Genomic DNA, 22,225 nt, shown 5'->3' with positions numbered 1-22,225 from the left:
AACCCGATTCCTAACCCCGTTTGCTTGTGGTTTCTACCGGCCGCACAGCAGTGCCTGGCCGGACATGCAGGGAACCGGTCACCACCACCCGATCGCCGGCGGCAAGCCCTTCAAGGACCTGCCAGCTATCGCCGATCGCGCGTCCGACCACGACGGCACGTTCCTGCACTTTATCATCCGTGCCGACCACTAACGCTACCGTGCTGGCATCAGGCCTGCGGGTAACGGCTTGTTGCGGGACCAGTACGGATTGGTCACCCGTGTTGTTTTCCAATACGGCGCGCACGTACATGCCCGGCATCAATACCCGATCCGGATTGGGTACGTTCGCTCGCAGGGTGATCGAACCGGTACCAGGATTGACCGTGACGCCGCTGAATGTCAGGCGACCAGAATGCGGGTACAGGCGCCCGTTTTCCAGCCGCAACCGAATGACCGCGTCATTTTCTGCTGTCGCTTGTAGTCGGCCTGCGGCAATATCGTCCTTCAACTGCAACAATTGCACAGATGACTGCGATACATGCACATAGAGCGGATCCAGTTTCTGCACAATTGTGAGCGCGTATCCTGATTGGCAGTGACCAGTGCGCCGGGCGTAACATTGGACAATTCAATCCAGCCGTCGATCGGCGAGACAATACGGGTGTAGTCAAGGTTTATCCTGGCACGCTGTTCCTGGGCTTTGGCAACGGCAAGATCAGCCGCCGCCTGTTGCGCCTCGGCCTGCGAAGTCTCGTTTATCTGCGCGCTGATCGCATCAATGCGCACCAGCTCCCGATTGCGCCTGGCCACGGTTCGGGCGTTGGCGTAGTTAGATTCGGCCTTTTTCACATTAGCTCTGGCCACGGCGTATTCGGCCTCATAAACGGCGGGATCCAATTGATAAAGCACCTGTCCCGCCTTAACTTGCGAGCCTTCGGTGAACAACTGCTTCTGGATAATTCCGTTAACCTGAGGACGAATTTGAGCGATGACTGGTGCAACGGTACGTCCGGGCAGTTCAGTGGTAAAGGTAATGCGTTGTGATTTGAGTGTTACCACACCGACTTCGGGTGGGCCCTCGGCCCGGGGCGCGGGCGTGTTCGTACCATCGTCTGGTGAACAGCCAGCCAGCGTCACGACGAGCAAAAGCAGTATCAGCAAGGTCAATACCGGAGTCAGAACAAAGCGGCGCTGCGGATCCAATGTTGAAATACTGACTGGTTTAATCATGGCATCTAGTAAAAAACGGAGCAGGGGATGGGAGGATTCACAGTCCCCGTGCCGCTGTGTCTGCTTACCGGGCCTTTGCTGAACAACAGCACGCCTTTACGGCGGCGCAGGCCTGCAGCGACAGACAGAACAGGCGAAAACGAAAAAATAGTAGCATGATTACACAGTATTTCAGTTGAAACTTTTGTATCATCGGATCAAATTGCGCTTTATTCGGTAGAAAACAGAATTTAAGGCGTTTTCTTGCGATTTGCACCTACGTTCATAATGCGCATCGCTGTCTTTCAAGCCATCGGGGTATGCACGGGACGGAGAACGCAAATATAAGTAGTACGATTGAGCCATCAACTTATGGCCCTAAAGGACATTCCTTGCTCATTAGACCAAATCGGCAATTGTTTCGATTGATCCGTCATTCTCGGCAAAGAAGTTGAACATAGTGAATAACATGAATGCGCATATTAATTTACGGAATGCAAGTAAGACAGATCTGCCCGGCCTGGGTATTCTCAAACTCAATTCGACGATGGCATGGGGGAAATACAAAGACGAACTGCGAGAACTACCAGAAGCACGATGCGTGCCTGAAGTTCATTTGAATCATGTCATCATTGCAGAACTGGCGGGAAGGCTCGTCGGATTCACAACCATAATACCTGGGAAACACACCACGGTAGCCGAGCTGGAAGATCTGTTTGTATTGCCTTCGCAGTGGCGACGAGGAATCGGTAAGCATCTACTAAGAGCGGCTGAAGTGCGCGCCTTGGGACTTGGTGCCACCAGTGTGCATGTTGTTGCTAATGAGTACGCGCAGCTGTTTTACGAGTCAGCAGGATACGTTTTGGTTGGCACGGCGCACACAGATTTTGGCTTGGCTCCAGAATTGCGCAAAAATTTTGATTAAGCTTTCCAGAGGGCCAAGGCAGGGTGTTATCCCTTGATTCATCTGGAGTATGGTATATCCATCGATCATTCAGTTATTGATACACGGCTGGATTAACCAAATATATAACTTTACATAATATATATTATGCGAATATTAGATCAACAAAAAATGAACTCTGCCCGTCATTATCGTAGCCATCAGAAAACCCATATACCAATCTTCTTAATGCGTAGCCTGGCACTTTGCTTCAAACTACGTATGCCAGCGTACAGCTAACGTCACCTTGCTTAAAGATTCAAAACAATCGACATCACCCAATCAAGATCGCATTAGTCACCCAGTTATCATTGCCTGGTGTTCCGATATCGTATATGCCGATGGCAACCTGCAGCATTGCACCAAAACGCCTCAATACCGGCTATCATTATCGCAACATAAAAAACAACGCGTTCTTATGCTTTCAAATACATACGCGATCTCAACAAACTACCTTAACAAGCCACAGAATTAGCGTCGCATTATTATGGGTCAAATCTTTCTATCGCTATCCGCATGGCAAGTTATCCTTTGGGGGCTGCTATTTTTCGGCGGCATTTACCTGGTTTTCGGTAGCATCACTTGGATATTGACCCGGTATCTATTGCCAGCGCTGGGTATTGGCCGCATTCTGGACCCGCGCCCGGTCACTGCCGCCCAATTGCGCCATGAGCTTGCCTGGTCTGGCTCGTCTGTACTTATTTTCGGCATTGGCATGATTTTCCCCTGGGGCTTGCTCCAACTGGCTGGGCTTCTTTAGATCCAAGTCCTTCCGGATGGCAGATATTCCTTGAGATTCTTATTCTTGCTATCTGGAACGACATCCATTTCTGGTTCAACCACAGGCTATTACATACCCGCGGCTGCGCCGGTTTCATTTACCACATCACCGTTCGGTGGTTACCACGCCGTTTGCCACCTACAGTTTTCATCCTATTGAAGCGCTCATGTTGGGCAACGTCATTCTATTGCCCATGCTTTTACACGACTTCAGTTTCTGGGCGCTATTTTCTGTTCCGCTGTTCAGCCTGTTTTTCAATTGCGTTGGCCATGCCAATTATGATTTTTTTCCTGGCGTGTCTTACGCTCATTGGTTTGCTGCGAGCCGCAGGCATCACTTGCATCACGCTTGCTATAGCGGCAATTACGGTTTTCAGTTCACGTTCATGGACCGCCTGTTCGGAACACGCCTTCAAGCCGATGCCGCAAGCGCTATTATTGACCGACTGACAAAGCGCAAGCAGCCGGATTCGATGGATGCAGGCACAACATGAGGCTGCAGCTGAATCAATCAAGCTCTCAAAATGAGCCCATTAATCAACGGCAATCCGGTCTGCCTCGATTGAAATATGCCAGAGATTGGCAAAGCTTGCTGTATCTGCTGGTCTTGCCGGCACTCGTGATTTGGCAATGGATCTATGGCTTGTCTGTAGTGCTGTATCCGATCCTGCTGTTTCTGACGCTGGGCGTTGGCGTTATCCATCATAACCATACCCATTTGCGCATGTGGCATGGCAAACGAGCCAATCGCTGTACAGATTTGCTCATCACGCTCCTGCAAGGGCATCCGAGTTGCGTTTTCTTCCCAACACATGTGGCCAATCATCACCGGCATAAGCATAGTGAACGGGATATCGCTCGCACCTATCGGTTTGCTGCAGGCGATACCAATACCCTGCCCGGCTATCTGCTGCATCCATTTCAGGCAATCGGCGTGCTGTATCCGGCTATCTATCGTTGGCTTGGAAGACTGCGTCGTCATCAACCGGGCGTGTGGCGCTATTGCTTGTTTCAGTACGCACTCTGGTTTCTGCTCTGGACACTGCTGCTGGCGATCAACCCGGGCAAGACCATGCTGCTTGTCATTGTTCCGCAGTTGCATGGGCTGCACTGGTTACTGGCTACCAACTATTTGCAGCACGCCCATGCCGATGGCGCGGCACACAGTCGCAACACGCAATTGCCACTTGCCTATGCCCGTAATTTCGAAGGATGGGTCAACCCGCTTCTGTTTAATATCGGACTGCATACCGCGCATCACGAACATTCCCGCGCCCACTGGTCGCTGCTGACGCACTTGCATAAGAATCAGTATCGCAGCCAAATTCATCCTGCATTGCTTGAACGCGGGCTAATCAATTATATGATGCGCACCTTTGTCAAGGGTACTTTCAGTCCACGCTTTCGCAGCCAAACGCTGATGTGCACTCGCACCGACCACCTGCCCCCGCCCACTTCCTGACGGCCTGATTATGCTATCCAATTTGACCAAGTTTTTTTGCAGCAAGCCAGCTACTTTCTCCCTGGAAACCCGGTAGGGAACGAGCGCATGGACGACTACATCGCACCGCTTAACCGCATCTCTGGCCGGATCAAGCAACGCATTCTTGCTGAAAACGGCATCAAGCAGCGCTATTACGCGATCGATTCAGCAGGCAATACAACGCACACCAATGCCATGCTGGCATCTGCGGCGGTGACCGATTGCCTGCAGCGCGGCCAACTGACACTGTCGGATATTTCGCTGCTAGCCAGCGGCTCGTCTGGCGGCGACACGCTCATGCCGGGTTTTGCCAACATGATCCAGGGCCAGCTGTCGGCCCCGCCCATGGAAACCGTATCAATCCACGGTATCTGTGCGGCCGGGGTAGCGGCCATTCAGGCGGTCGCCCAGGGTATACAGGCCGGCGCTCACACGCATGGTATCGCCGTGGCCAGCGAAATGCCCTCGCGCCTGTTCAAGCGTTCCCGGTTCGCCTCTCGTGGCTATGATGCCGATTTTGATGCGCATTTCCTGCGCTGGATGTTGTCCGACGGCGCGGGTGCCGTGCTACTGTCGGGCCAGGAACAATCGGGTACATCAATTTTGCCGGACTGCGCATCAGGCTCAAATGGATACACCAGCGTTCGTTCTCCGGGGATTATCCGGTCTGCATGCAATTGGGCTTGTCGGCCGATCGCCAGCGTGGCCACCTTGACTATCCGTCCTGGGCCGATGCCGAAGCGGATGGCGCCCTTGCTTTACGACAGGACATTCGGCTGCTGCCACACCTGTTCGATATCGGTATTCACGAATACGTTAAGCTGGTGCGTGACAAATGGATTGATCCGGAACGCATCCGCCATTTCCTGTGCCATTATTCGTCTGAAAAATTCATTCCGGTGGTCGAAGATCTGCTGGACCAGGCGGGCTTGTCGATTGCCCGTGAGCGCTGGTTCAGTAATCTGGCGTGGCGCGGCAATACGGGCGCTGCCTCTATACTAATCATGCTGGCTGAATTTCTGCAAACCAAAATGCTGGCGGCCGGCGATCAGATCCTGTGCTATGTCCCCGAATCCGGCCGGTTCATGACCGCGTATATGCTGTTTGAAGTAGAAACTGCAAGCGATTCGCCAAAGCAGGACACGCTGTTGCGCTCACAGCCAGCCAATGCGTATGTGTCTGATGGGCCAGTTGCAGCCACCCAGAGCGCAGGGCTACCCAGGCCCGATCGCAGGAGCTTTCCAACACGCTGGACGCCGAAGCGATCGGACCGCCTCACGACCCGGCACAGGCACCCCAAGGCCTGGCCCCGTTGCTGACGGAATTAGCCACCATTTGGCACGATTACCGCTCCCGCGTCTGGCGCACGCCCCTTGTCAGCGCATTACGGGAACGCCGCTTTGATACGCAGGACTATATCAACTGGACGGCCCACTGGATTCCGCAAGTGCGCGAAGGTACCAAATGGATGCGCAAGGCTACTGGGTCGCTGTCGGGACAATACGCGCCGCTGGCAGACCTGATTAACCTGCATGCGGGCGAAGAGCAAAATGATTTTCAGATTCTTTTCACAGACTACCGCAAGGCGGGCGGACCGGTAGCGGATATTGATGCGCTACGCCGTAACCCCGGCGGCGAAGCGCTGAATGCCTATTTGCATGGTCTGGCCGATACGGCAAACCCCATCGGACTACTGGGCGCCATCTACATTATTGAAGGAACGGGGCAGCGAATTGTCCCTGCCCTGCTGCCCTTGCTTCGGGCGAGCCTGCCGCTACCGGCCGACGCATTTCGGTTTCTGGAATATCATGGCCATAATGACCAGCATCATCTGCAACGCTGGCTGGTTGCCGTGTCACTTGCGCTCGATTGCGACAATCGTGGTCGTGCGGAGCGCCAGATCGTCGATACTGCCAGACGCACTGCTGCACTTTATCTCATGCAATTTCATCACGCAAAAGAGTACGAATCGTGACAAGTGACCAACCTGAATTTCTGAAAAAAGAACATAATCCTGAGGACCCGAGCCCATGGCTGGCATCCTACCTGGATCAAAGCACCCCGCTTCCCGATGCGGTCAAGCAGGCCTGGCTGGAAGATTCCAGTTCAAGTTCGCGCCAATATCTGTTGCCGTTTTTACGGCCGCTGGCCCGCTTATGCATTATCCTGATCCAGATCGTTAAAACGTTTTTGCCAAGCGCTGGGCCCAGTCTGCCCTGCTGCATCGCATTCTGGTATGGGGGCTCAAGCGTTTCGTATCCCCGCAAGCCAATTGGCTGATCCTGCGGCATTTTCATCTTGGATCCCAGATCCTGGCATTCATTGCAGCCAACTCGCCGGCCCCGGTGTCGACCAGCCCATTGGAACCCGAGACCATAGATGATCTGAGAGATCACGTCTTCGTCAAACATGATATTAATCTCTACAACTTCGTCATCCGTTTGAACCAGGCCTTGCTTGTTGCGGGCAAGCGTCTGGGGCCGGTAGACGACCCGGATTTTTCAATGTTGCACGAACCGACCGTCCGCCTGCAGGACATGCCCGGAACACGCAGCAATGTACTGGATCTGCAAAGCGCCATTGAGCTGTTTACCCCGCTGTATCAACTGCTGCTGACCGATAATGATTTCTGGCGGGCTGCCAACTCACTACAGCTTGATGAAACAATTGGAATCTACGCGGCCCAGATCCTGCAGGCGCCAGAGCATCTGATGCTGGTTAACAATCATCACCCGCTGGTGCCCTTGTCCACCTTGCGTGCCGGACACCGGCTGGTGCTGCACGGCCTGTCATCGGAAATGCTGCATTGTCTTTTACTTCAGAAAAAAAGCGAGTACGAAGCAAAAAAATACTGCGCCGGCACCCGTCACTGAATAAACCAGGCAGTACGTCGTAGTTTATGATTACCCATTTTTGCGATCCGCATATTATTGCCGGATCTGTATTTGTTTCTGAGCCGCCTTTATGCTGATTGCCCTCGCTATTTTCATTCTTACCATGATTCTGGTTATCTGGCAGCCGCGCGGCCTGGGTGTGGGCTGGAGCGCGATGCTTGGCGCAGCACTGGCATTGCTGACCGGCACCATACACTTTTCCGATATTCCGGTGGTGTGGGCGATTATCTGGAACGCCACCGCCACGTTCATTGCAATTATCATTATCAGCCTGCTGCTGGACGAAGCGGGCTTTTTCGAATGGGCTGCGTTGCACGTAGCTCGTTGGGGGAAAGAACGGGGACGTGTACTGTTCTGTCTGGTGATTCTGCTGGGCGCTGCGGTATCTGCCTTGTTTGCCAACGATGGCGCTGCACTCATCCTCACACCAATTGTCATGGCCATGCTGACGGCACTGGGCTTTGGCCCGGCAGCCACACTTGCATTTGTAATGGCAGCCGGCTTCATCGCAGACACTGCAAGCTTGCCGCTGATCGTCTCGAACCTGGTCAATATTGTATCGGCGGATTTTTTCAATATCAGCTTTGCCCGGTATGCACAGATCATGGTACCGGTAAACCTTGTATCGGTTGTTGCGACTCTATTGGTGCTGGCCAGCTACTTTCGCGCGAACATTCCCGTCACTTACAACGAAGCTGCGCTCAAAGCACCGTCGTCAGCCATTGTTGACCGGCGAACATTTTATACGGGCTGGCTGGTGCTGATCATGCTGTTTCTAGGATTTTTTCTGCTCGAAGATAGCGGTATTCCAGTCAGTGTGATTGCTTCGGCAGGTGCGCTCATCCTGTGGATTGTTGCCGGCCAGGGCCACATCATACGCACCCGCAAGGTGTTGCGTGAAGCACCGTGGTCCATTGTATTTTTCTCCCTGGGCATGTACCTGGTTGTTTATGGGCTGCGCAACGCCGGATTGACAGGGTATATTACGCAGATTCTCGACCTGCTGGCAAACAACGGCATCTGGGCCGCAACCCTGGGAACAGGCGTGCTTACTGCCCTGCTTTCCTCTGTCATGAATAATCTGCCCACAGTGTTGATCGGCGCCTGTCCATTGAAAGCAGTCAGGCCACCGGCCTGGTCCGTGAGGCGATGATCTATGCCAATGTCATCGGCAGCGACCTGGGTCCGAAAATCACACCGGTAGGCAGCCTGGCTACCCTGCTGTGGCTGCATGTGCTTGCGCGAAAAGGTGTCAGAATTACCTGGGGTTATTATTTCCGAGTGGGTATCGTACTGACACTGCCGGTATTGCTGGTTACGCTTGCTGCGCTGGCATTACGATTGCAATTGGGCTGATGCCGGCCGGACCCGTCCCCGCTGTCTTAGTGCCAGGCTATACTATCCGCGCCGGTCTCCCCTTCCCCGGCTACTGAACCGGGCCGAACCCCTTTGCCCCGTCCTCTTTAATCCGGCATTGCAGTTTGGCTGGGTCCTATTTCATTTGGCATTACCGATAGCACGTAGCAGCTTGGCCATCACATCCTGATCCTGACGGACAAATTCGGTGGTTTGTGCCGGCGTCAGCGATAATATTTCGCCGTCGACGCTGCGCAAAAAAGCCTGATAGTCAGATTTTCGATTGATTGTCAGCAACGCCTTGTTCAACTTATCAATGACAGGTGCTGGTGTGCCATGCGGCGCGGCAAGGCTGTACCAGGTGGCCACTTGCGCATCAGGTACTCCGGCCTCTTGCATGGTCGGCACATCGGGAAGCAAGGGCGAGCGTTTGTCGGCCCCATACGCCAGCGCTTTCAGGCGTGCGTTCTTGACATACTGGAGCGATGCCGACAGATTCAAAAACGCCAGCTGCACCTGACCTCCCATCAGATCGGTCAGCGCCGGCGCTGCCCCGCTATAGGGTACATGGACCAGTTCGACGCCGGTTTTTCGCATAAACTGTTCGCCGCTCAAATGCGTTGCACCGCCCGCACCGGCTGAGCCAAAATTCAATTGTTTGGGATGGTCACGTGCATACGCGATCAGTTCTTTGAGGTTCTCCACTTTAAGGGCCGGATTCACAACCAGCATATTCGATTGCCGCGTCACAATTCCGATAAAGCTGAAATCGGCAATGCCATCGTAGGCGACCTTGTGCAGCAAAGGTGTTACAACATGTCCTGCAGATGTGCCCATAAGCAAGGTGTAGCCGTCCGGTTTGGCATTGGATACAAACGCCGTGCCTACGGCCGCTGCTGCGCCGGGCCTGTTTTCCACAACAACCGGCTGGCCCAGCTCGGCGCGCAGTTCGGAGGCAAGTTTGCGGGCAAGTACATCGGCCGGCCCGCCTGCTGCATATGGATTAATCAGAACCACCGGCCTTTCCGGATAGGTTTGTGCGTGCGCATTCAATACGCTCATGATGGCGGTAAGCAGAATGCCGCAAAGTATGCGTGGTAGCTGAATCATTTTTATGTCTCCTTTTGTAAAGCAAGAATAATCCAACCGAACCTAAAATGCAATAGTATGGCTTTATGACCTTTATGATTCAAATTGAATCTGAATTCAATCTACATGCACTTCGATTTCGAGACAATCGTTGCCAGGCTTCTGGTGATTAGGGCGCGGCGCAAACCACATCCCTATCCCGTCTCTGTACGGTAGGCTATAATTTTTCATTCTGATATCGAGCAGACCATGAAGCCTATTACGCTAAAATCCGTCGCAGAGCAGGCCAAGGTTTCCATTGCCACGGTTTCAAAAGTAGTCAATGGCATAAACAAAGGCATATCTGCCGAAACGGTTGCGCGCGTCCAGCGCATTATCCGGGAGCTGAACTACCGGCCGAACCGCAGTGGCCGTCAGTTGCGCACGCAGCGCAATTATATTGTCGGCATGGCCATCGTCGACAATTCGCCAACTTTTCTGACTGACCCCTATACGACACACCTGGTTGCCGGTCTGTCGAACTTTCTTGGCAACCATAACTATGGCCTGTTGTTGCACGGGATTGAGCCAGCGAGCTTCGAAAAATCATTCCTGTTGAAGGAGTCGGTAGTGGATGCCATTTGCTGATGCTCTCGGGCCGTATCGCACAACGTCGGCGTTATCTTGATCAGGTACTTGCCAGCGGACATCCCGTGGTAGTGTTTCAGGAGAAACCCGGAAAAACGCTGACAGACTGCTGTTTTATCAATCAGGACGATCAGGGTGGTGCAGAAACCTTGGCGCTGAAGATCGTGGCGCGCAATCCCAAGCGGGTTTTCATACTGACTCCGCAATTGCAATGGCACGCAATCGAAGCACGGGTAAAAGGACTACGCAAGGTACTGGATAAACACAAATGCAATTACCAGATTATTTCAAGTGACGAGAACCGGCAGCAGTCTATCCAGCAGGCGCTGGATGCCGCCATGGCAACGCACGGCCGGCCCGATGTTGTTATTGGGACCAACGACCGGCTGGCCTATGTTGCCTACCGACATCTGACAGACAACGGCCATCGAGTCCCCGAAGATATCGGTATTACCGGCTTCAATGCATTTGACACCACTGCTGCCCTGCTACCGGTGCTGGAATCGGTCCAATCGCCGGCCTATACGTTAGGCCAGACCGGTGGTGCGGCCCTGCTGGCGCGACTGGAAAATGGCCGCTTTGAATTCGATACATTGGTTCTGCCCGTAGTACCGGTGACTGGCACAACATTGCGTTAACGCAGCCAAGTTGTCATGCCTGCCCTGCTAAACAAACCGCTCACAAGCCAAGAAGCGCTTCTGACTTTTCCCTCTTCTGCCAGGCTCTGGCTGCATGCCTGCAGCGGGCGATGAATGCATACCGTCTACACCTGAATGCCAGCAGATATCTGAGCGGATCCAAAGCCATCAGGAAAACACCGGCCGGTAACCAGTCGCAGCTATTAATATTGAGCCCAGGCCATTACAGTACGCCGTATTTCTTATAGACGTCCTGCAATAACAGGCCCCGGGCCAGCTCCTGACGCGTGTGGTTCTCACTTTCCACCTTCTGCAGTGACTGTTCAATCACTTGTGCGGCTATCTCGATCGGAATCACAATCACCCCATCGGCGTCACCAAAGACCAGGTCATTGGGCCGCACCATTACCCCGGCGCATTGAATCGGCAAATCGTAATTCATCATTTTGCCTCTGCCCTGCGAATCCAATGGCCCGATCCCACCATGAAAGACTGGAAAATTCAACTTCCGGATATATCGAATATCTCTTACCAGGCCATCGGTTACGCAACCCACCGCGCCACGGTATTGAGATGCGGTACTAAGCAGCTCTCCCCAGGGTGCAATACGGGTTGTCGGGCCATCGCAGCCCAATACGACCACATCGTCAGGCTTCAAATCATCAATCAGTGCAATCTCATGCTCATATGGGTTCTCGCCCGGAGCCACAGAAAAAGTGTTCATGAAATAGCCCGTTCGCGCACGGCCAAACATGGTCCACTCTTCGGACAAAGGGCGCACAAACGGCAACATTGCCTGGTTCCGATAGCCCATACTGTCCAGTACATCGGACAGTACAGCGGTATACAACCTGCCTTTCAGATTCTCAAAATCAAACTGCTGCTCTATCATTAATGGCCTCGTAGTGTGTTGATGCCCGCTGCCAGCTCCACGTTACGCTCGCGTCACCACTTACGGTTCGCAAAAATATCTGATGAAGATGCTGCGTTTATGCAGTTGATGACCGTGCATTCGTTTAGTAATTACTGGGACTGACTGGTAAACGGACCAAAACAACGAAACTCCTCGGAGAGTCATCGCATCATGGTAAATATTAGTTAAACGTTTAACTAATATTAATGTGTTTAATGAATGCACGTCAATATAGGGATTTTCCCGAGGATAAAGGTTTGGTTTATTTTTGAATCGTACTAGCATTATCGCAAAACGTTTTCAGGCGTTTTGATGCCGCAAAAGCGCCGGCCCAGGTAATCAAGTGACTATTTGGCCAGCGCCCATAAATAAAGCGACGCGGTGCTGCCGTATGGCGAATAACGCCGTCGGTAGCGCTCGAAGCGCTCGCGCGGCAGTTCCTTATGATTGTACAAGCGCATTATGCCTCGCTGAATGGCAAGATCTCCCCAGCTCAATACATCCGGGCGACCCAGCGAAAATATCATCAGCATTTCGGCGGTCCAGATTCCGATTCCCTTTAAACCCGTAAGGGTCTGGATTACTTGCGCATCGTCCATTGCCGGGATCGCAGACAGATCCAACTTCCCCGCCTGGACCGCCTCGGCCACGCCAAGCATGTATTGCACTTTTCTCATGCTCGTGCCGCAGCGTTGCAGGTTATCTGCACCGGCTGCCAGCAAGGCCTCTGCACTCATGTGTCCGCCGCATACCTGAAGGATTCGTGCGTTGACAGTGCGCGCAGCAGCAGCTGAAATCTGCTGGTCGATAATGCATTGAATCAATGCGGTAAATAGATCGGGCATCGTACTGCGTTCAATCAAGCCGATACGTTCAATAGCCTGAGCCAGGCGTTTGTCGCGTTTGCTCAGCCATTCTACTTCGGTTTCCCCGTATTGGAATATCGGCATGGTGTGCTCCGGTTGGTCTCGGGGCAATTGTAATGGCCTGGCCACGCCATATCAATCAGCAATCCAATAGTGCGCAAGCATGCCGGCTATCCCGGCGAGAGTACATCTTTTTGTATGATCAATTCACTGGCGCTCATTAAGTCTGCCACTAAGGCAGCACGGGCCGATTCAGGTTGCTTCATCTTGATCCCATCCACCATATTTTTATGATGAATATGCGCTTGCCGATTAACCAACCTCTCAGAATTGACCGCCAGATCGTAATTAAGAACCGGACCGATCTGCAACCAGAGCGCTTCAATCATGTCGAACAAGATAGGCATGCCTGCCGCACCATATACGCAAAAATGCAAATTTTTGTTCAATCTGACAGCTGCTTTTCCGTTTGGCTCGCGGGCTTTTCTGGCCACCTCGAATTGCATTTGAATATCCTGCATCCTGGTCAACTGTTTCTGGCTGCGGTTGACGGCCGCCCGCGCCGTCGCCAGCCCCTCCAATTCAATACGGATCGTCCGTAGTTCGAGAAATCGACTGACCGTCATCAGCGGTACACGAATGGCTCGGTTCGGGAGAATCTCAAGCGCTCTCTCTGCGACCAGCCTGCCTACGGCTTCGCGCACTGGCATGGCACTTGTTCCAAGCGTGTCCGCCAGGCCACGCAAACTGAACATATCCCCGGGGGAAAGCTGACCTGAAATCAGCAAAGAACTGAGCTCACTATGCACCCGATCCGAGAGCTTGCTGCGATCTACTTTTTTTAGTTTATTGCTCATTTCCATCATCGAAATACTTCCCTCGCAAATATTGACAGTATTGCAAATCTCATGCTAACTTCCAAACATAGTGTGATCACAGATCATACAATAGCCTGATATTCATGGGCAAACCAAAGAAAAAATAATATTCGTTCAATTTGAAGTTGGATCTTACCGGAGACATAAGATGCAAACCAAATCTGTACTACTGGCATCACTGCTGGCGTTGACCATGGCCCCTCTGAGTGCGGTGACGCACGCTCAGGCGGCAAAAAAACACAAAATCTATCTGAGCATGAGTTTCATCGGAAATGACTGGCAGGCGGAGGCGGCCAATATGGTCAAAGCCATGGCCAAAACACCGGAACTGGCAGATAAGGTTGACCTTCAGGTGCAAGTATCCGGGGAAAATGCGCAAAAACAAATTCAGCAGATCAACGCCATGGTTCAGGCGGGCGCCGAAGCCATCGTCGTATTTCCGATCTCTCCTACCGCACTGAACCGTGTGATCAAAAATGCATGCGATAAAGGCGTAAAAATCTTTGCCTACGATGGCGAGGTCACTGAACCATGTGCGCATAACGTAGCCATCGACCAGCACGAGGCCGGGCGGGTCACTGCAGAATGGCTGGCCAAGAAAATGAATTACAAAGGCAACGTTGTTATGCTCACGGGCGTGCCTGGCACATCGGTGGATAAATATCGAACCGAAGCGGCCAAGGAAGTATTTGCCAAACACCCCGAGATGAAAATCGTGCAGAGACCCCTGGCATGTGGAACCAGGCCGTTGCCCGAACTGAATTGTCAAAAATTGTGGCCGTCAGAAACTGGGACCAGATAGATGGGCTGTGGCTTCAGGTGGGCTGCTACACGGCAAATTCCATGCAGTTGGAAGCTGGCAAAGACGCCAAAGACCTGCTGCCATGTGCCGGTGAAGGCTCCAACGGCGGTCGCGTGCAGATGCTCCCGCCCGACACAAAACTGGATGGTGCTACCGGTAGTTATCGTCCTCTTGGTGCGCCTAGAATTTCCTATGCCTCTCCGCCCTATTCAGGCGCATTGGCGCTAAAGCTGGCGGTGCAGTCCATCGAGGGCAAGACGTTCCCGCAGAAAATCACACTGCCCCTGCCGCAAGTAACCAACGAAACGATCAAACTATGTAAGGACGGCAGCTGGAAAGACCTGAAGGATGGCTGCAACGTTTTTTCTCCGAAACTGGTTAGCAAGCCAGGCTGGTTTGCCTCGATCTATTCCGAGCAAACTGAAGGGCTGGGTATTAACGCAGCACTCAAGTCAGAGCCAGACACACAATAAGTAATGCCTGGATGAGGCGCATGCCATGCGTGCGTCCAATCCGTCTACATACTGGAATTGCTCACTATGAATGAGTCCGCCATTGCATTACGTCTGTCGGATGTTTCAAAGAACTACGGGCCGATAAAAGCGCTGAACGCTGTTTCCCTAACAATCACGCGCGGCCGTGTCCACGCGTTGCTGGGAGAAAATGGCGCCGGCAAATCAACCACCGTCAAACTGCTGTCGGGCCTGATTGCACCGACTATGGGTACGATTGAAATATTTGGTCAACAGGCGCGGCTTGTCTCGCCACGCAGCGCACAAGAAGCGGGGATACAGACTGCCTTTCAGGAAATGACGCTGCTGCCTGATCTGTCTGTCTTCGATAATATGATGCTGCCCTACTCGGCAACCAATCGAACCGGTATGCTCAAGCGCGGCGCTTTGCGCCAGCGGTTGGAACGGCATTTTGCCGAACTGGATTTTCCGATTTCTTTGGACCTGCCTGTCAACCGCTACAATCTTGCCCTGCAACAGAAACTGGAAATCGCCCGCGCGCTATTTCGCCAGCCACAGATCCTGCTGCTGGATGAGCCTACATCCACCCTCACGGCGTCGGACGTCAACTGGCTGGGCGACATTATCGGCAAACTTAAAGCCGAGGGTGTGACAATTATATTTATTTCTCATCGCATGAAAGAAGTACGCGAATTCTGTGATGATCTCTCGATTCTGCGCAATGGCCATCATGTTGCTACGCGCCCGGCCGATGCATTCTCGGACACCGAAGTTGTTGAGTCCATTGTCGGTCGCTCAATTTCCCAGGTATACCCAAAGAAACAACTGCCCCCAACGGATGAGTCTGTGCTGACATTGAAAAACGTCCACACATCGCGGTTGAACGATATCACTATTGATCTTAAAAAAGGCGAAATTCTTGGCGTTGCTGCGTTGCAGGGCATGGGGCAGCTTGACCTGTTTCAATTGTGTTTTGGCATTGAACAGCCCGATTCGGGAACACTGCTGCTTGATGGCCAGCCGCTCACATTACTGTCACCAGTAGATGCCATCAGACCCAATATCGGTATCGGTTTTGTGCCAGAAGACAGGAAAACGGAAGGGCTGCTGCTGAATCAAAGCGGCCTGAAGAATACTTCGCTGCCGGTACTGGACCACTTCAGCGTCTACGGCACCCTTAACGAAAAAAATGAAGCACAGTCGGCCGCTAAAGTGTTTAACAGGATCGAGCTTGATCGTCGAGCTCTCTGGATGGATGCCGCCTCTTTTTCCGGTGGAAATCAGCAGAAAATTGTCATCGCCAAATGGCTGCTGGCGCGCAGCCGCATACTCCTGCTGTTTGATCCCACCCGTGGCATTGATGTCGGCACAAAACATGAGTTGTACGAATTGATTGCCGACTTCGCGGCAATGGGCGGCTCGGTACTGTTCTATTCGACAGAGATTTCGGAAGTAGTCAACCTCAGCCATCGCGTACATGTGATGTACAAAGGTGAAATCAGGGAAACCTTAGCGGGAGGCGATATAGGCGAGACCCGCATCATGGACGTTGCCATGGGGAACCTGCGGCAGGCGGGAGCACAGTGAGATGAATCAGCAATACACCCTGCTGCACAAATATGGAAATCTGATCACGGCCTTTGTGGTGCTTGTGATCTTGCTCGCCATCATTATCGCCACCAGCGCCGGCTTCAGTTATTTTGACGTGTCATTGCTTGCCAGCGGAGGTACGACACTGGCATTGGCGGCCCTTGGCGGCACACTGGTAATATTAAGCGGTGGTTTTGATCTTTCCGTAGGCGCGATTATTTCACTTGTGAATGTCATGCTTGCCGCTGGTTATATTGACGATAGTACCCCGGCAGCCTTTGCCGCGTCGTTTATGCTGGCAATACTGGTCGGTGCAGGCTGCGGGTTTGTCAATGGCGTACTGGTTGCCTATGCCAGGATTCAGCCCATTGTTGTCACGCTGTCCACCATGTTCATCATCCAGGGAATCACGTTACTGATCATGAACTCACCCGGTGGGACCGTCCCGACTTCGCTTGGTACCTATCTGATGGGCGATGTGTTACCCGAGCTGTTTCCGGCCTCGGTGTTTCTCGTCATTCTGTGCCTCCTTGTATGGGCGTGGATAAAAAGAACACCGTTCGGCCTGCATCTGTATGCCATCGGCGGTAATCCCGAGGCAGCCCGTGCTGTCGGTATCCCGCTGGGACGCAGCTATTTACTGACTTACACGCTGGCTGGAGCGTTTTACGGCCTGGCAGGTTTTTTCCTTAGCGCACAGACCGGCGCCGGTGATCCGCTAGTCGGGAATTCACTACTGCTGTCCGTGTTTGCCGCTATTGTTATTGGCGGCACCCGTCTGGGCGGCGGCAAAGGCGGGCCAGTGGGGTCGGTCCTTGGCGCATTTGTGCTCATGCTGATTGTCAATATTCTGCTGTTGTTTAATATCTCTGCTTACTACTCCACCATCGCCCAGGGTGTCGTATTGATCGTTGCCGTCATGATCGGAGGCCTTGGCAAGGATTCTGAACTCAGAAAGTTTCTCCGACTGCTCGGACACCGATGGCGGGCAATGCGTCACGGACGACTTGCATCGCAGCTTGATCCACAGTCCAAATACATAGATGTAAGTGGAAATAGCCCGGACTTGCCGGACAGTCGCATCAGTTTTTTCAAAAAGCATCAAAAGGACCTTCGTATATCACTGCCCGCGCTCGCCGGACTGATGATCCTGCTCATTGCCACGCAGTTTTTGCTGGGCCGCAATGTATATGAATGGTCTTACTGGAACTCAATGCTGGTCTTATCAACGTTCCTGATTATCCTGGCATTGGGTCAGGGTGTGGTGGTTTTCACCGGGGGACTGGATCTGTCCATTCCCTGGACCATTGCGCTGTCAGGCATTCTGTTTACCGGATTAACGCAGGTTCCAACGAGGCGTTGCTTTATGCATTGCCGGTGATTTTACTTATTGGCGTACTGATAGGGGTAAGTAACGGTGTGATGGTTGCCGTTCTCGGTATTTCGCCCATCGTTGCCACACTGGCGAGCAATGGTATCCTTCAAGGCATCGCCCTGCTCTACTCAGGGGGTACACCCAGCGCATTCCCTTCGCCGTCGATAAGCTGGCTCATGACAGCACGGGTTGCTGGTATCACACCTGTAATCGTGCTGCTGATTATATTCGTGATCGGCTCGGTATTCCTGCTAAGTAAAACGCGCTTTGGTCGCCATATCTACGCAACCGGCAGTAATCAAAACGCGGCCTATCTGTCGGGCGTGTCCACGCGCCGCGTGTTGATTCTGGTTTATGTCTTGTCGTCGGTGTGTGCTGCTATTACCGGTATCCTGCTGACCGGTTTTTCCGGGCAGGCCAGCCTGGGAATGGGTGACGATTATCTGCTTCCCTCCATTGCAGTCATTGTGGTCGGCGGCGGTTTGATTACTGGTGGACGCGGGCACTATTTGGGCATTCTTGCCGGCGTACTGCTTCTGACGACCCTGCAAATTCTGCTCGCAGGTAGTGGTTTACCCTATGCGGTGCGCCCTATTCTATTTGGCATCGTGTTATTGGGCGCGGTTGCAATGCTGCGCGAACGGGCCAGATAGCGCACGGTGCAATGCCAAACATTCAAGATCGACATGAACAGAAAACCAAGAGAAGAAGCCAACTTCATTTATCCAAGGAGAGAGGTATGAAAATCGAAGTGCTGGTAGACGTCAAGACCACGCTGGGCGAAGGTCCGCTGTGGGATGTTCAGGAACAGCGCCTGTACTGGATTGACAGTGCAGACGGCCGGGTGTTTCGTGCAACGGCTCAGGGAGACGAAGTCCGCGCTTGGCAAGTGCCGCAAAAAATAGGATCTATGGCATTACGCAAAAATGGTGGCGCAATTGTTTCACTGGCGCGGGGGATTCATACGCTGGATTTTGAGACCGGCGAGGTTCAATTGATTACGGACCCCGAACCGGAACGACTCAATAACCGCCTGAATGATGGCAAGGTCGATGCACAGGGCCGGTTTCTTTTCGGCAGCATGGACACACTGGAAGAAGGCCCCAATGGCGCGCTGTATCGGCTTGATGCTGATATGAGCGTCCACAAACTGGAAGACAATATCATTGTGTCCAATGGCCCGTGCTGGAGTCCGGACGGCAATACTTTCTACTTCTCTGATACCTGGTGTGGCGACATTTGGGCTTACGACTATGACCAGCGCACCGGCGATATATCGAATAAGCGCGTGTTTACTACGTTGCAGGGAGAACACTTCAAGTCGTCCGACGGATCGACGGTGGATGAGGAAGGTTGCTTGTGGAACGCCCAAGTCTATGAAGGAAATCTTGTTCGCTATCGTCCGGACGGCACCATTGATCGGACCATTCCCATGCCGGTAAAGAATGTGACAAGCGTTATGTTTGGTGGGCCCAATCTGGATATTTTATATGTGACCTGCATGTCGAGACCGCCGCTTGCCCGCTTCCCCACAGACAATGTGCTGGGTGGTAGTGTGTTCGCCATTTCCGGCTTGGGGGTACGAGGCTTGCCTGAACATCGATTTGCAGGCTAAGAAGGTAGCGTCTGGTTCTCGTGGATTCGTATGCAAAAAGTGCATGCCGGCATGATTCAGGTACGAGAGGCAGCCAAGCCAGGGTATCGACATTATCCGGGATACCACGGGCTTGAACTGCCGCCACATTCTCTTCAGTTCACGCCATATGCGGCCGTTATTTTGCAGCGCTTTTCAACAATGGTTCGCTAACCCCTTGAATGCCGACCAGCGACAATACGGTGGTAAAGCTGATTTGCGAACCTTCCAGGCGTCAGTTGGATCAAACCATTCCTTCAGGGAGTGAGAACCACCTGATTTTCCACCGCTACCCAGAATAACCGCAGGAATATTCAGGCTCATTGGCACGTTTGCATCTGTGCTGCCTGCTCTGGTCTGGCCCTTGCCGCCAGCCAGTGCAATTGACTCCAGCGCCGCCCTGACGATCACACTGTCATTGGGCGTCTTCCCTGCAGGCCGATCACCAATCAATTTTGCGTCGAAAGTGATTTTGGCCTCGGATTTCCAGCGTTCATTCTCCTGCCTTACACCCTTTTCAATGGCCGCCATAATGTTCTTTTCAGCTTCCAGAAGCGACGGTGTTTCGTTAGAGCGGATGTCAACTGCCATTTTGGCATCGCCGGCGATCGTATTGACTGACGTTCCGCCGCCCACGGTGCCCACTGTGAACGTTGTCTTGGGATCGGTGGGAACCTGAACGTCGCCAATGTGAGCAATGGCGCGCCCCATGGCATGAATGGCGCTGGGTACTTTGCCAAAGGCGCCAAAGCTATGTCCGCCAGGACCTTTGAACGACACCTCATAGCGATGGCTGCCGGTGCCTGAGTGAGTACTTTATCGCCCTCGCCGGGTTCGAGCCCGACCATGCCGTCAATATTCTTGTTTTCCTTGAACAGCGCTTTCATGCCGCGCAGATTGCCCAGCCCTTCTTCGCCTACGTTTGCCACAAACATGATATCGCCGACGGTATTTACTTTGTGTTCGTTGAGCGCCTTGATCCACGAAATGAGGACGGCAATGCCGCGCGTGTCATCGCCGATACCCGGCGCCAGTAATTTGCCGTCCTGCTCTTTGACTTTAACGTCTGTACCCTCGGGGAAGACCGTATCAAGATGGGCCGATACGAGCAGCATCGGGCCCTTGCCGCTTCCCTTGCGAATGCCTACCACATTGCCCGCGGAATCGAGCGCTGCATCTGAAAGACCAACCGCCTTGAAACGCTTCAATACATATTCAGCGCGTGTCTTTTCCTTGAAAGGCGGCGCTTCAACTTCGGTAATGCTGCGAAGGTCTTCAATGGTCCGGTCGTGATCTTTTTCCAGGGCGCCATGAGCGCTTGACTTCTTTGGACTCGCTAAGCGAGGTCAAGGTGGCTTTGACATCCTGGGGCTGGGCAACGGCTGCGCTCATGGCAAGCGCAGCACTAACACCGATACACAGCCGGCTGATGCGGGATAATTTCAATTGTGATAACACGATTTGTCTCCTCCAAAAATTGCACTCTATTCCCGCATCTGGATCATGTCAAGTGCAACGATGGATCAGCTTCTGATGCCCGATAGCCTGCGCAAATGGTCAACAGACAAGTCCTGCACGCAAGTCACGCCCAGCAGCCCCAGGTCTCGTGTTATTTCGCTGGTTATTAATTCAATGGCTCTGTTAGTGCCATTTTGACCGCCCACTGCAGTCGCGTAGGCAAAAGGACGCCCTACAAAAACACAACGCGCACCCAGCGCCAGCGCTTTGAGGACATCTGTGCCACGCCGTACCCCGCTGTCGAGCATGACCGGAATATGGCCGGCGATATCGGCAATTTCAGGCAATACGCGCAAAGGGGAAATACTGCCGTCCAGCTGGCGCCGCCATGATTGGAAACAATGATGCCGTCAACACCGATCTCAATCGCTGTGGCGGCATCCGGTTTGCTCAGGACCCCCTTGATGACCAATTGTCCTTTCCATTGCTTCCTGATGGTACGCAAATGATCCCAGCTGATATGCCCCCTATCCGAGTAATCACGCAATACATTTTTCGACAAAATGGGTGCGCCGCGGCTTGCATAGTTATTTTCAAAGTGCGGCATGCCGTGCTTGATGCAGGTTTTCAGAAATGTATTGCAGACCCAGCGCGGATGCGTCAGGCCGTCGAGAAACAGGCGCAAAGAGGGCCGCAGCGGCGTAGAGAACCCCGCGCGGATGTTGTTTTCCCGGTTTGCCGCAACAGGCGTATCGACCGTAATGACAAGCGTGCTGAACCCGGCCTGGGCGACCCGGTCAACAAGCTTGGCAATCTCCTGCGCATCACCTGGCAGGTAGGCCTGAAACCAGGTTTGTGGCGCAATGGACACCACCTCTTCCAAACGAATCAGAGAGGACCCGCTCATGATCATGGGAATGCCTGCAAGCGCAGCGGCCTGAGCAAGCACCAGATCGCCCCGATAGGAAGACAACGCACTCAGACCCATGGGCGCGATGCCCACCGGCGATCGGTATTGCCGCCCGAATAGAGAGACGGTGGTGTCGATTGCCGATACATCCACCAGCGACCTGGGAATGAATGCATATTCTTGAAAGGCGCGACGATTGTCATCAACAGATGCGTTGGTCTCGACACCCCCCCGTATATATTCAAAAATGGGTCTGGGCAGGTGTCGCTGCGCCATCGCTTCAAAGTCATCCAGACAAAGTGCCCGGTCTGTTCGTGCCATTACCA

The 22,225-nt window shown here is 53.1% G+C and carries 17 protein-coding genes and 6 pseudogenes; 14 read left to right on the top strand and 9 right to left on the bottom strand.

Going from position 1 to position 22,225, the window contains the following annotated elements:
• Positions 1–10: 10 nt before the first annotated feature.
• Entirely contained in the window at positions 11–526 is a 516-nt protein-coding gene (locus tag TKWG_RS25970) for an efflux RND transporter periplasmic adaptor subunit (protein WP_014750667.1), read from the bottom strand.
• Positions 487–1,212 carry an efflux RND transporter periplasmic adaptor subunit gene (locus tag TKWG_RS25965; RefSeq protein WP_014750666.1) on the bottom strand — a complete coding sequence of 242 codons (726 nt, stop codon included), beginning with the start codon at positions 1,210–1,212 and terminating at the stop codon, positions 487–489. Before TKWG_RS25965 ends, TKWG_RS25970 begins: the two co-directional genes overlap by 40 nt.
• A gap of 448 nt (positions 1,213–1,660) precedes the next feature.
• On the opposite strand from TKWG_RS25965, the gene TKWG_RS09705 reads away from it, so the two are divergent.
• The 6 genes and pseudogenes from TKWG_RS09705 (at position 1,661) to TKWG_RS09680 (ending at position 8,647) form a co-directional block, all read left to right on the top strand.
• Complete coding sequence (locus TKWG_RS09705; RefSeq protein WP_041709300.1) at positions 1,661–2,116, top strand: GNAT family N-acetyltransferase; 456 nt, start codon at positions 1,661–1,663, stop codon at positions 2,114–2,116.
• Between the two features lie 505 nt (positions 2,117–2,621).
• Positions 2,622–3,408: pseudogene (locus TKWG_RS09700) on the top strand (sterol desaturase family protein).
• Complete coding sequence (locus TKWG_RS09695; protein WP_014750664.1) at positions 3,405–4,376, top strand: fatty acid desaturase; 972 nt, start codon at positions 3,405–3,407, stop codon at positions 4,374–4,376. The pseudogene TKWG_RS09700 and the gene TKWG_RS09695 overlap by 4 nt, the downstream one beginning before the upstream one ends.
• 15 nt (positions 4,377–4,391) lie before the next feature.
• Positions 4,392–6,372 (top strand): annotated as a pseudogene (locus TKWG_RS24820) (iron-containing redox enzyme family protein).
• Positions 6,369–7,270 (top strand): annotated as a pseudogene (locus tag TKWG_RS09685) (DUF6999 family protein). Before TKWG_RS24820 ends, TKWG_RS09685 begins: the two co-directional pseudogenes overlap by 4 nt.
• 91 nt (positions 7,271–7,361) lie before the next feature.
• Positions 7,362–8,647: pseudogene (locus TKWG_RS09680) on the top strand (arsenic transporter).
• Between the two features lie 141 nt (positions 8,648–8,788).
• Here TKWG_RS09680 and TKWG_RS09675 read toward each other — a convergent pair.
• The gene (locus TKWG_RS09675; protein ID WP_014750659.1) at positions 8,789–9,757 is read right to left on the bottom strand and encodes a Bug family tripartite tricarboxylate transporter substrate binding protein; all 969 of its coding nucleotides are present in this window, start codon (positions 9,755–9,757) and stop codon (positions 8,789–8,791) included.
• A gap of 228 nt (positions 9,758–9,985) precedes the next feature.
• Between TKWG_RS09675 and TKWG_RS21450 the strand changes: the two genes are divergently transcribed.
• Both TKWG_RS21450 and TKWG_RS21445 read left to right on the top strand, forming a co-directional pair.
• On the top strand, positions 9,986–10,363 hold the full coding sequence (locus TKWG_RS21450; RefSeq protein WP_014750658.1) for a LacI family DNA-binding transcriptional regulator: 378 nt from the start codon (positions 9,986–9,988) through the stop codon (positions 10,361–10,363).
• Positions 10,363–11,001: a substrate-binding domain-containing protein gene (locus tag TKWG_RS21445; RefSeq protein ID WP_050981581.1), complete on the top strand. Its 639-nt coding sequence runs from the start codon at positions 10,363–10,365 to the stop codon at positions 10,999–11,001. The genes TKWG_RS21450 and TKWG_RS21445 overlap by 1 nt, the downstream gene beginning before the upstream one ends.
• Before the next feature lie 223 nt (positions 11,002–11,224).
• Here TKWG_RS21445 and TKWG_RS09665 read toward each other — a convergent pair whose 3' ends face one another.
• From TKWG_RS09665 to TKWG_RS09655, 3 genes are all read right to left on the bottom strand, one after another.
• Positions 11,225–11,893 (bottom strand): RraA family protein, encoded by a 669-nt coding sequence (locus TKWG_RS09665; protein WP_014750656.1) that lies wholly within the window; start codon positions 11,891–11,893, stop codon positions 11,225–11,227.
• Positions 11,894–12,261: 368 nt separating this feature from the next.
• Positions 12,262–12,864, bottom strand: coding sequence for a DNA-3-methyladenine glycosylase family protein (locus TKWG_RS09660; protein WP_014750655.1), 603 nt, complete (start codon positions 12,862–12,864; stop codon positions 12,262–12,264).
• Between the two features lie 86 nt (positions 12,865–12,950).
• Positions 12,951–13,646, bottom strand: a complete 696-nt coding sequence (locus TKWG_RS09655) for a GntR family transcriptional regulator (protein ID WP_014750654.1) — start codon at positions 13,644–13,646, stop codon at positions 12,951–12,953.
• Between the two features lie 160 nt (positions 13,647–13,806).
• Between TKWG_RS09655 and TKWG_RS24815 the strand changes: the two genes are divergently transcribed.
• From TKWG_RS24815 to TKWG_RS09635, 6 genes are all read left to right on the top strand, one after another.
• The gene (locus tag TKWG_RS24815; protein ID WP_238534353.1) at positions 13,807–14,460 is read left to right on the top strand and encodes a substrate-binding domain-containing protein; all 654 of its coding nucleotides are present in this window, start codon (positions 13,807–13,809) and stop codon (positions 14,458–14,460) included.
• Positions 14,461–14,501: 41 nt separating this feature from the next.
• Positions 14,502–14,933, top strand: coding sequence for a type 1 periplasmic-binding domain-containing protein (locus TKWG_RS24810; RefSeq protein WP_238534352.1), 432 nt, complete (start codon positions 14,502–14,504; stop codon positions 14,931–14,933).
• Positions 14,934–14,999: 66 nt separating this feature from the next.
• On the top strand, positions 15,000–16,520 hold the full coding sequence (locus tag TKWG_RS09645; protein WP_014750653.1) for a sugar ABC transporter ATP-binding protein: 1,521 nt from the start codon (positions 15,000–15,002) through the stop codon (positions 16,518–16,520).
• A 1-nt stretch (position 16,521) separates the two neighbouring features.
• A complete protein-coding gene (locus TKWG_RS09640) occupies positions 16,522–17,904 on the top strand; it encodes an ABC transporter permease (protein WP_085946365.1) in 1,383 nt (460 codons plus the stop codon).
• Positions 17,901–18,551 carry an ABC transporter permease gene (locus tag TKWG_RS23000; RefSeq protein ID WP_171815152.1) on the top strand — a complete coding sequence of 217 codons (651 nt, stop codon included), beginning with the start codon at positions 17,901–17,903 and terminating at the stop codon, positions 18,549–18,551. Before TKWG_RS09640 ends, TKWG_RS23000 begins: the two co-directional genes overlap by 4 nt.
• A gap of 86 nt (positions 18,552–18,637) precedes the next feature.
• The gene (locus TKWG_RS09635; protein ID WP_014750652.1) at positions 18,638–19,513 is read left to right on the top strand and encodes an SMP-30/gluconolactonase/LRE family protein; all 876 of its coding nucleotides are present in this window, start codon (positions 18,638–18,640) and stop codon (positions 19,511–19,513) included.
• 157 nt (positions 19,514–19,670) lie between these two features.
• Here TKWG_RS09635 and TKWG_RS09630 read toward each other — a convergent pair.
• From TKWG_RS09630 to TKWG_RS09625, 3 genes and pseudogenes are all read right to left on the bottom strand, one after another.
• Positions 19,671–20,868, bottom strand: a pseudogene (locus TKWG_RS09630) (M20/M25/M40 family metallo-hydrolase); the annotation flags it as partial.
• Positions 20,807–20,989 (bottom strand): hypothetical protein, encoded by a 183-nt coding sequence (locus TKWG_RS23255; protein ID WP_148274516.1) that lies wholly within the window; start codon positions 20,987–20,989, stop codon positions 20,807–20,809. The gene TKWG_RS23255 and the pseudogene TKWG_RS09630, both read right to left, overlap by 62 nt.
• Positions 20,990–21,054: 65 nt before the next feature.
• A pseudogene (locus tag TKWG_RS09625) lies at positions 21,055–22,220 on the bottom strand (alpha-hydroxy acid oxidase).
• Between the last annotated feature and the right edge of the window lie 5 nt (positions 22,221–22,225).

This window comes from Advenella kashmirensis WT001, from assembly GCF_000219915.2.
Classification (GTDB): domain Bacteria; phylum Pseudomonadota; class Gammaproteobacteria; order Burkholderiales; family Burkholderiaceae_B; genus Advenella; species Advenella kashmirensis.
Note: the sequence above shows the minus strand (reverse complement) of the source record. Positions and strands in the feature narration are given on the sequence as shown.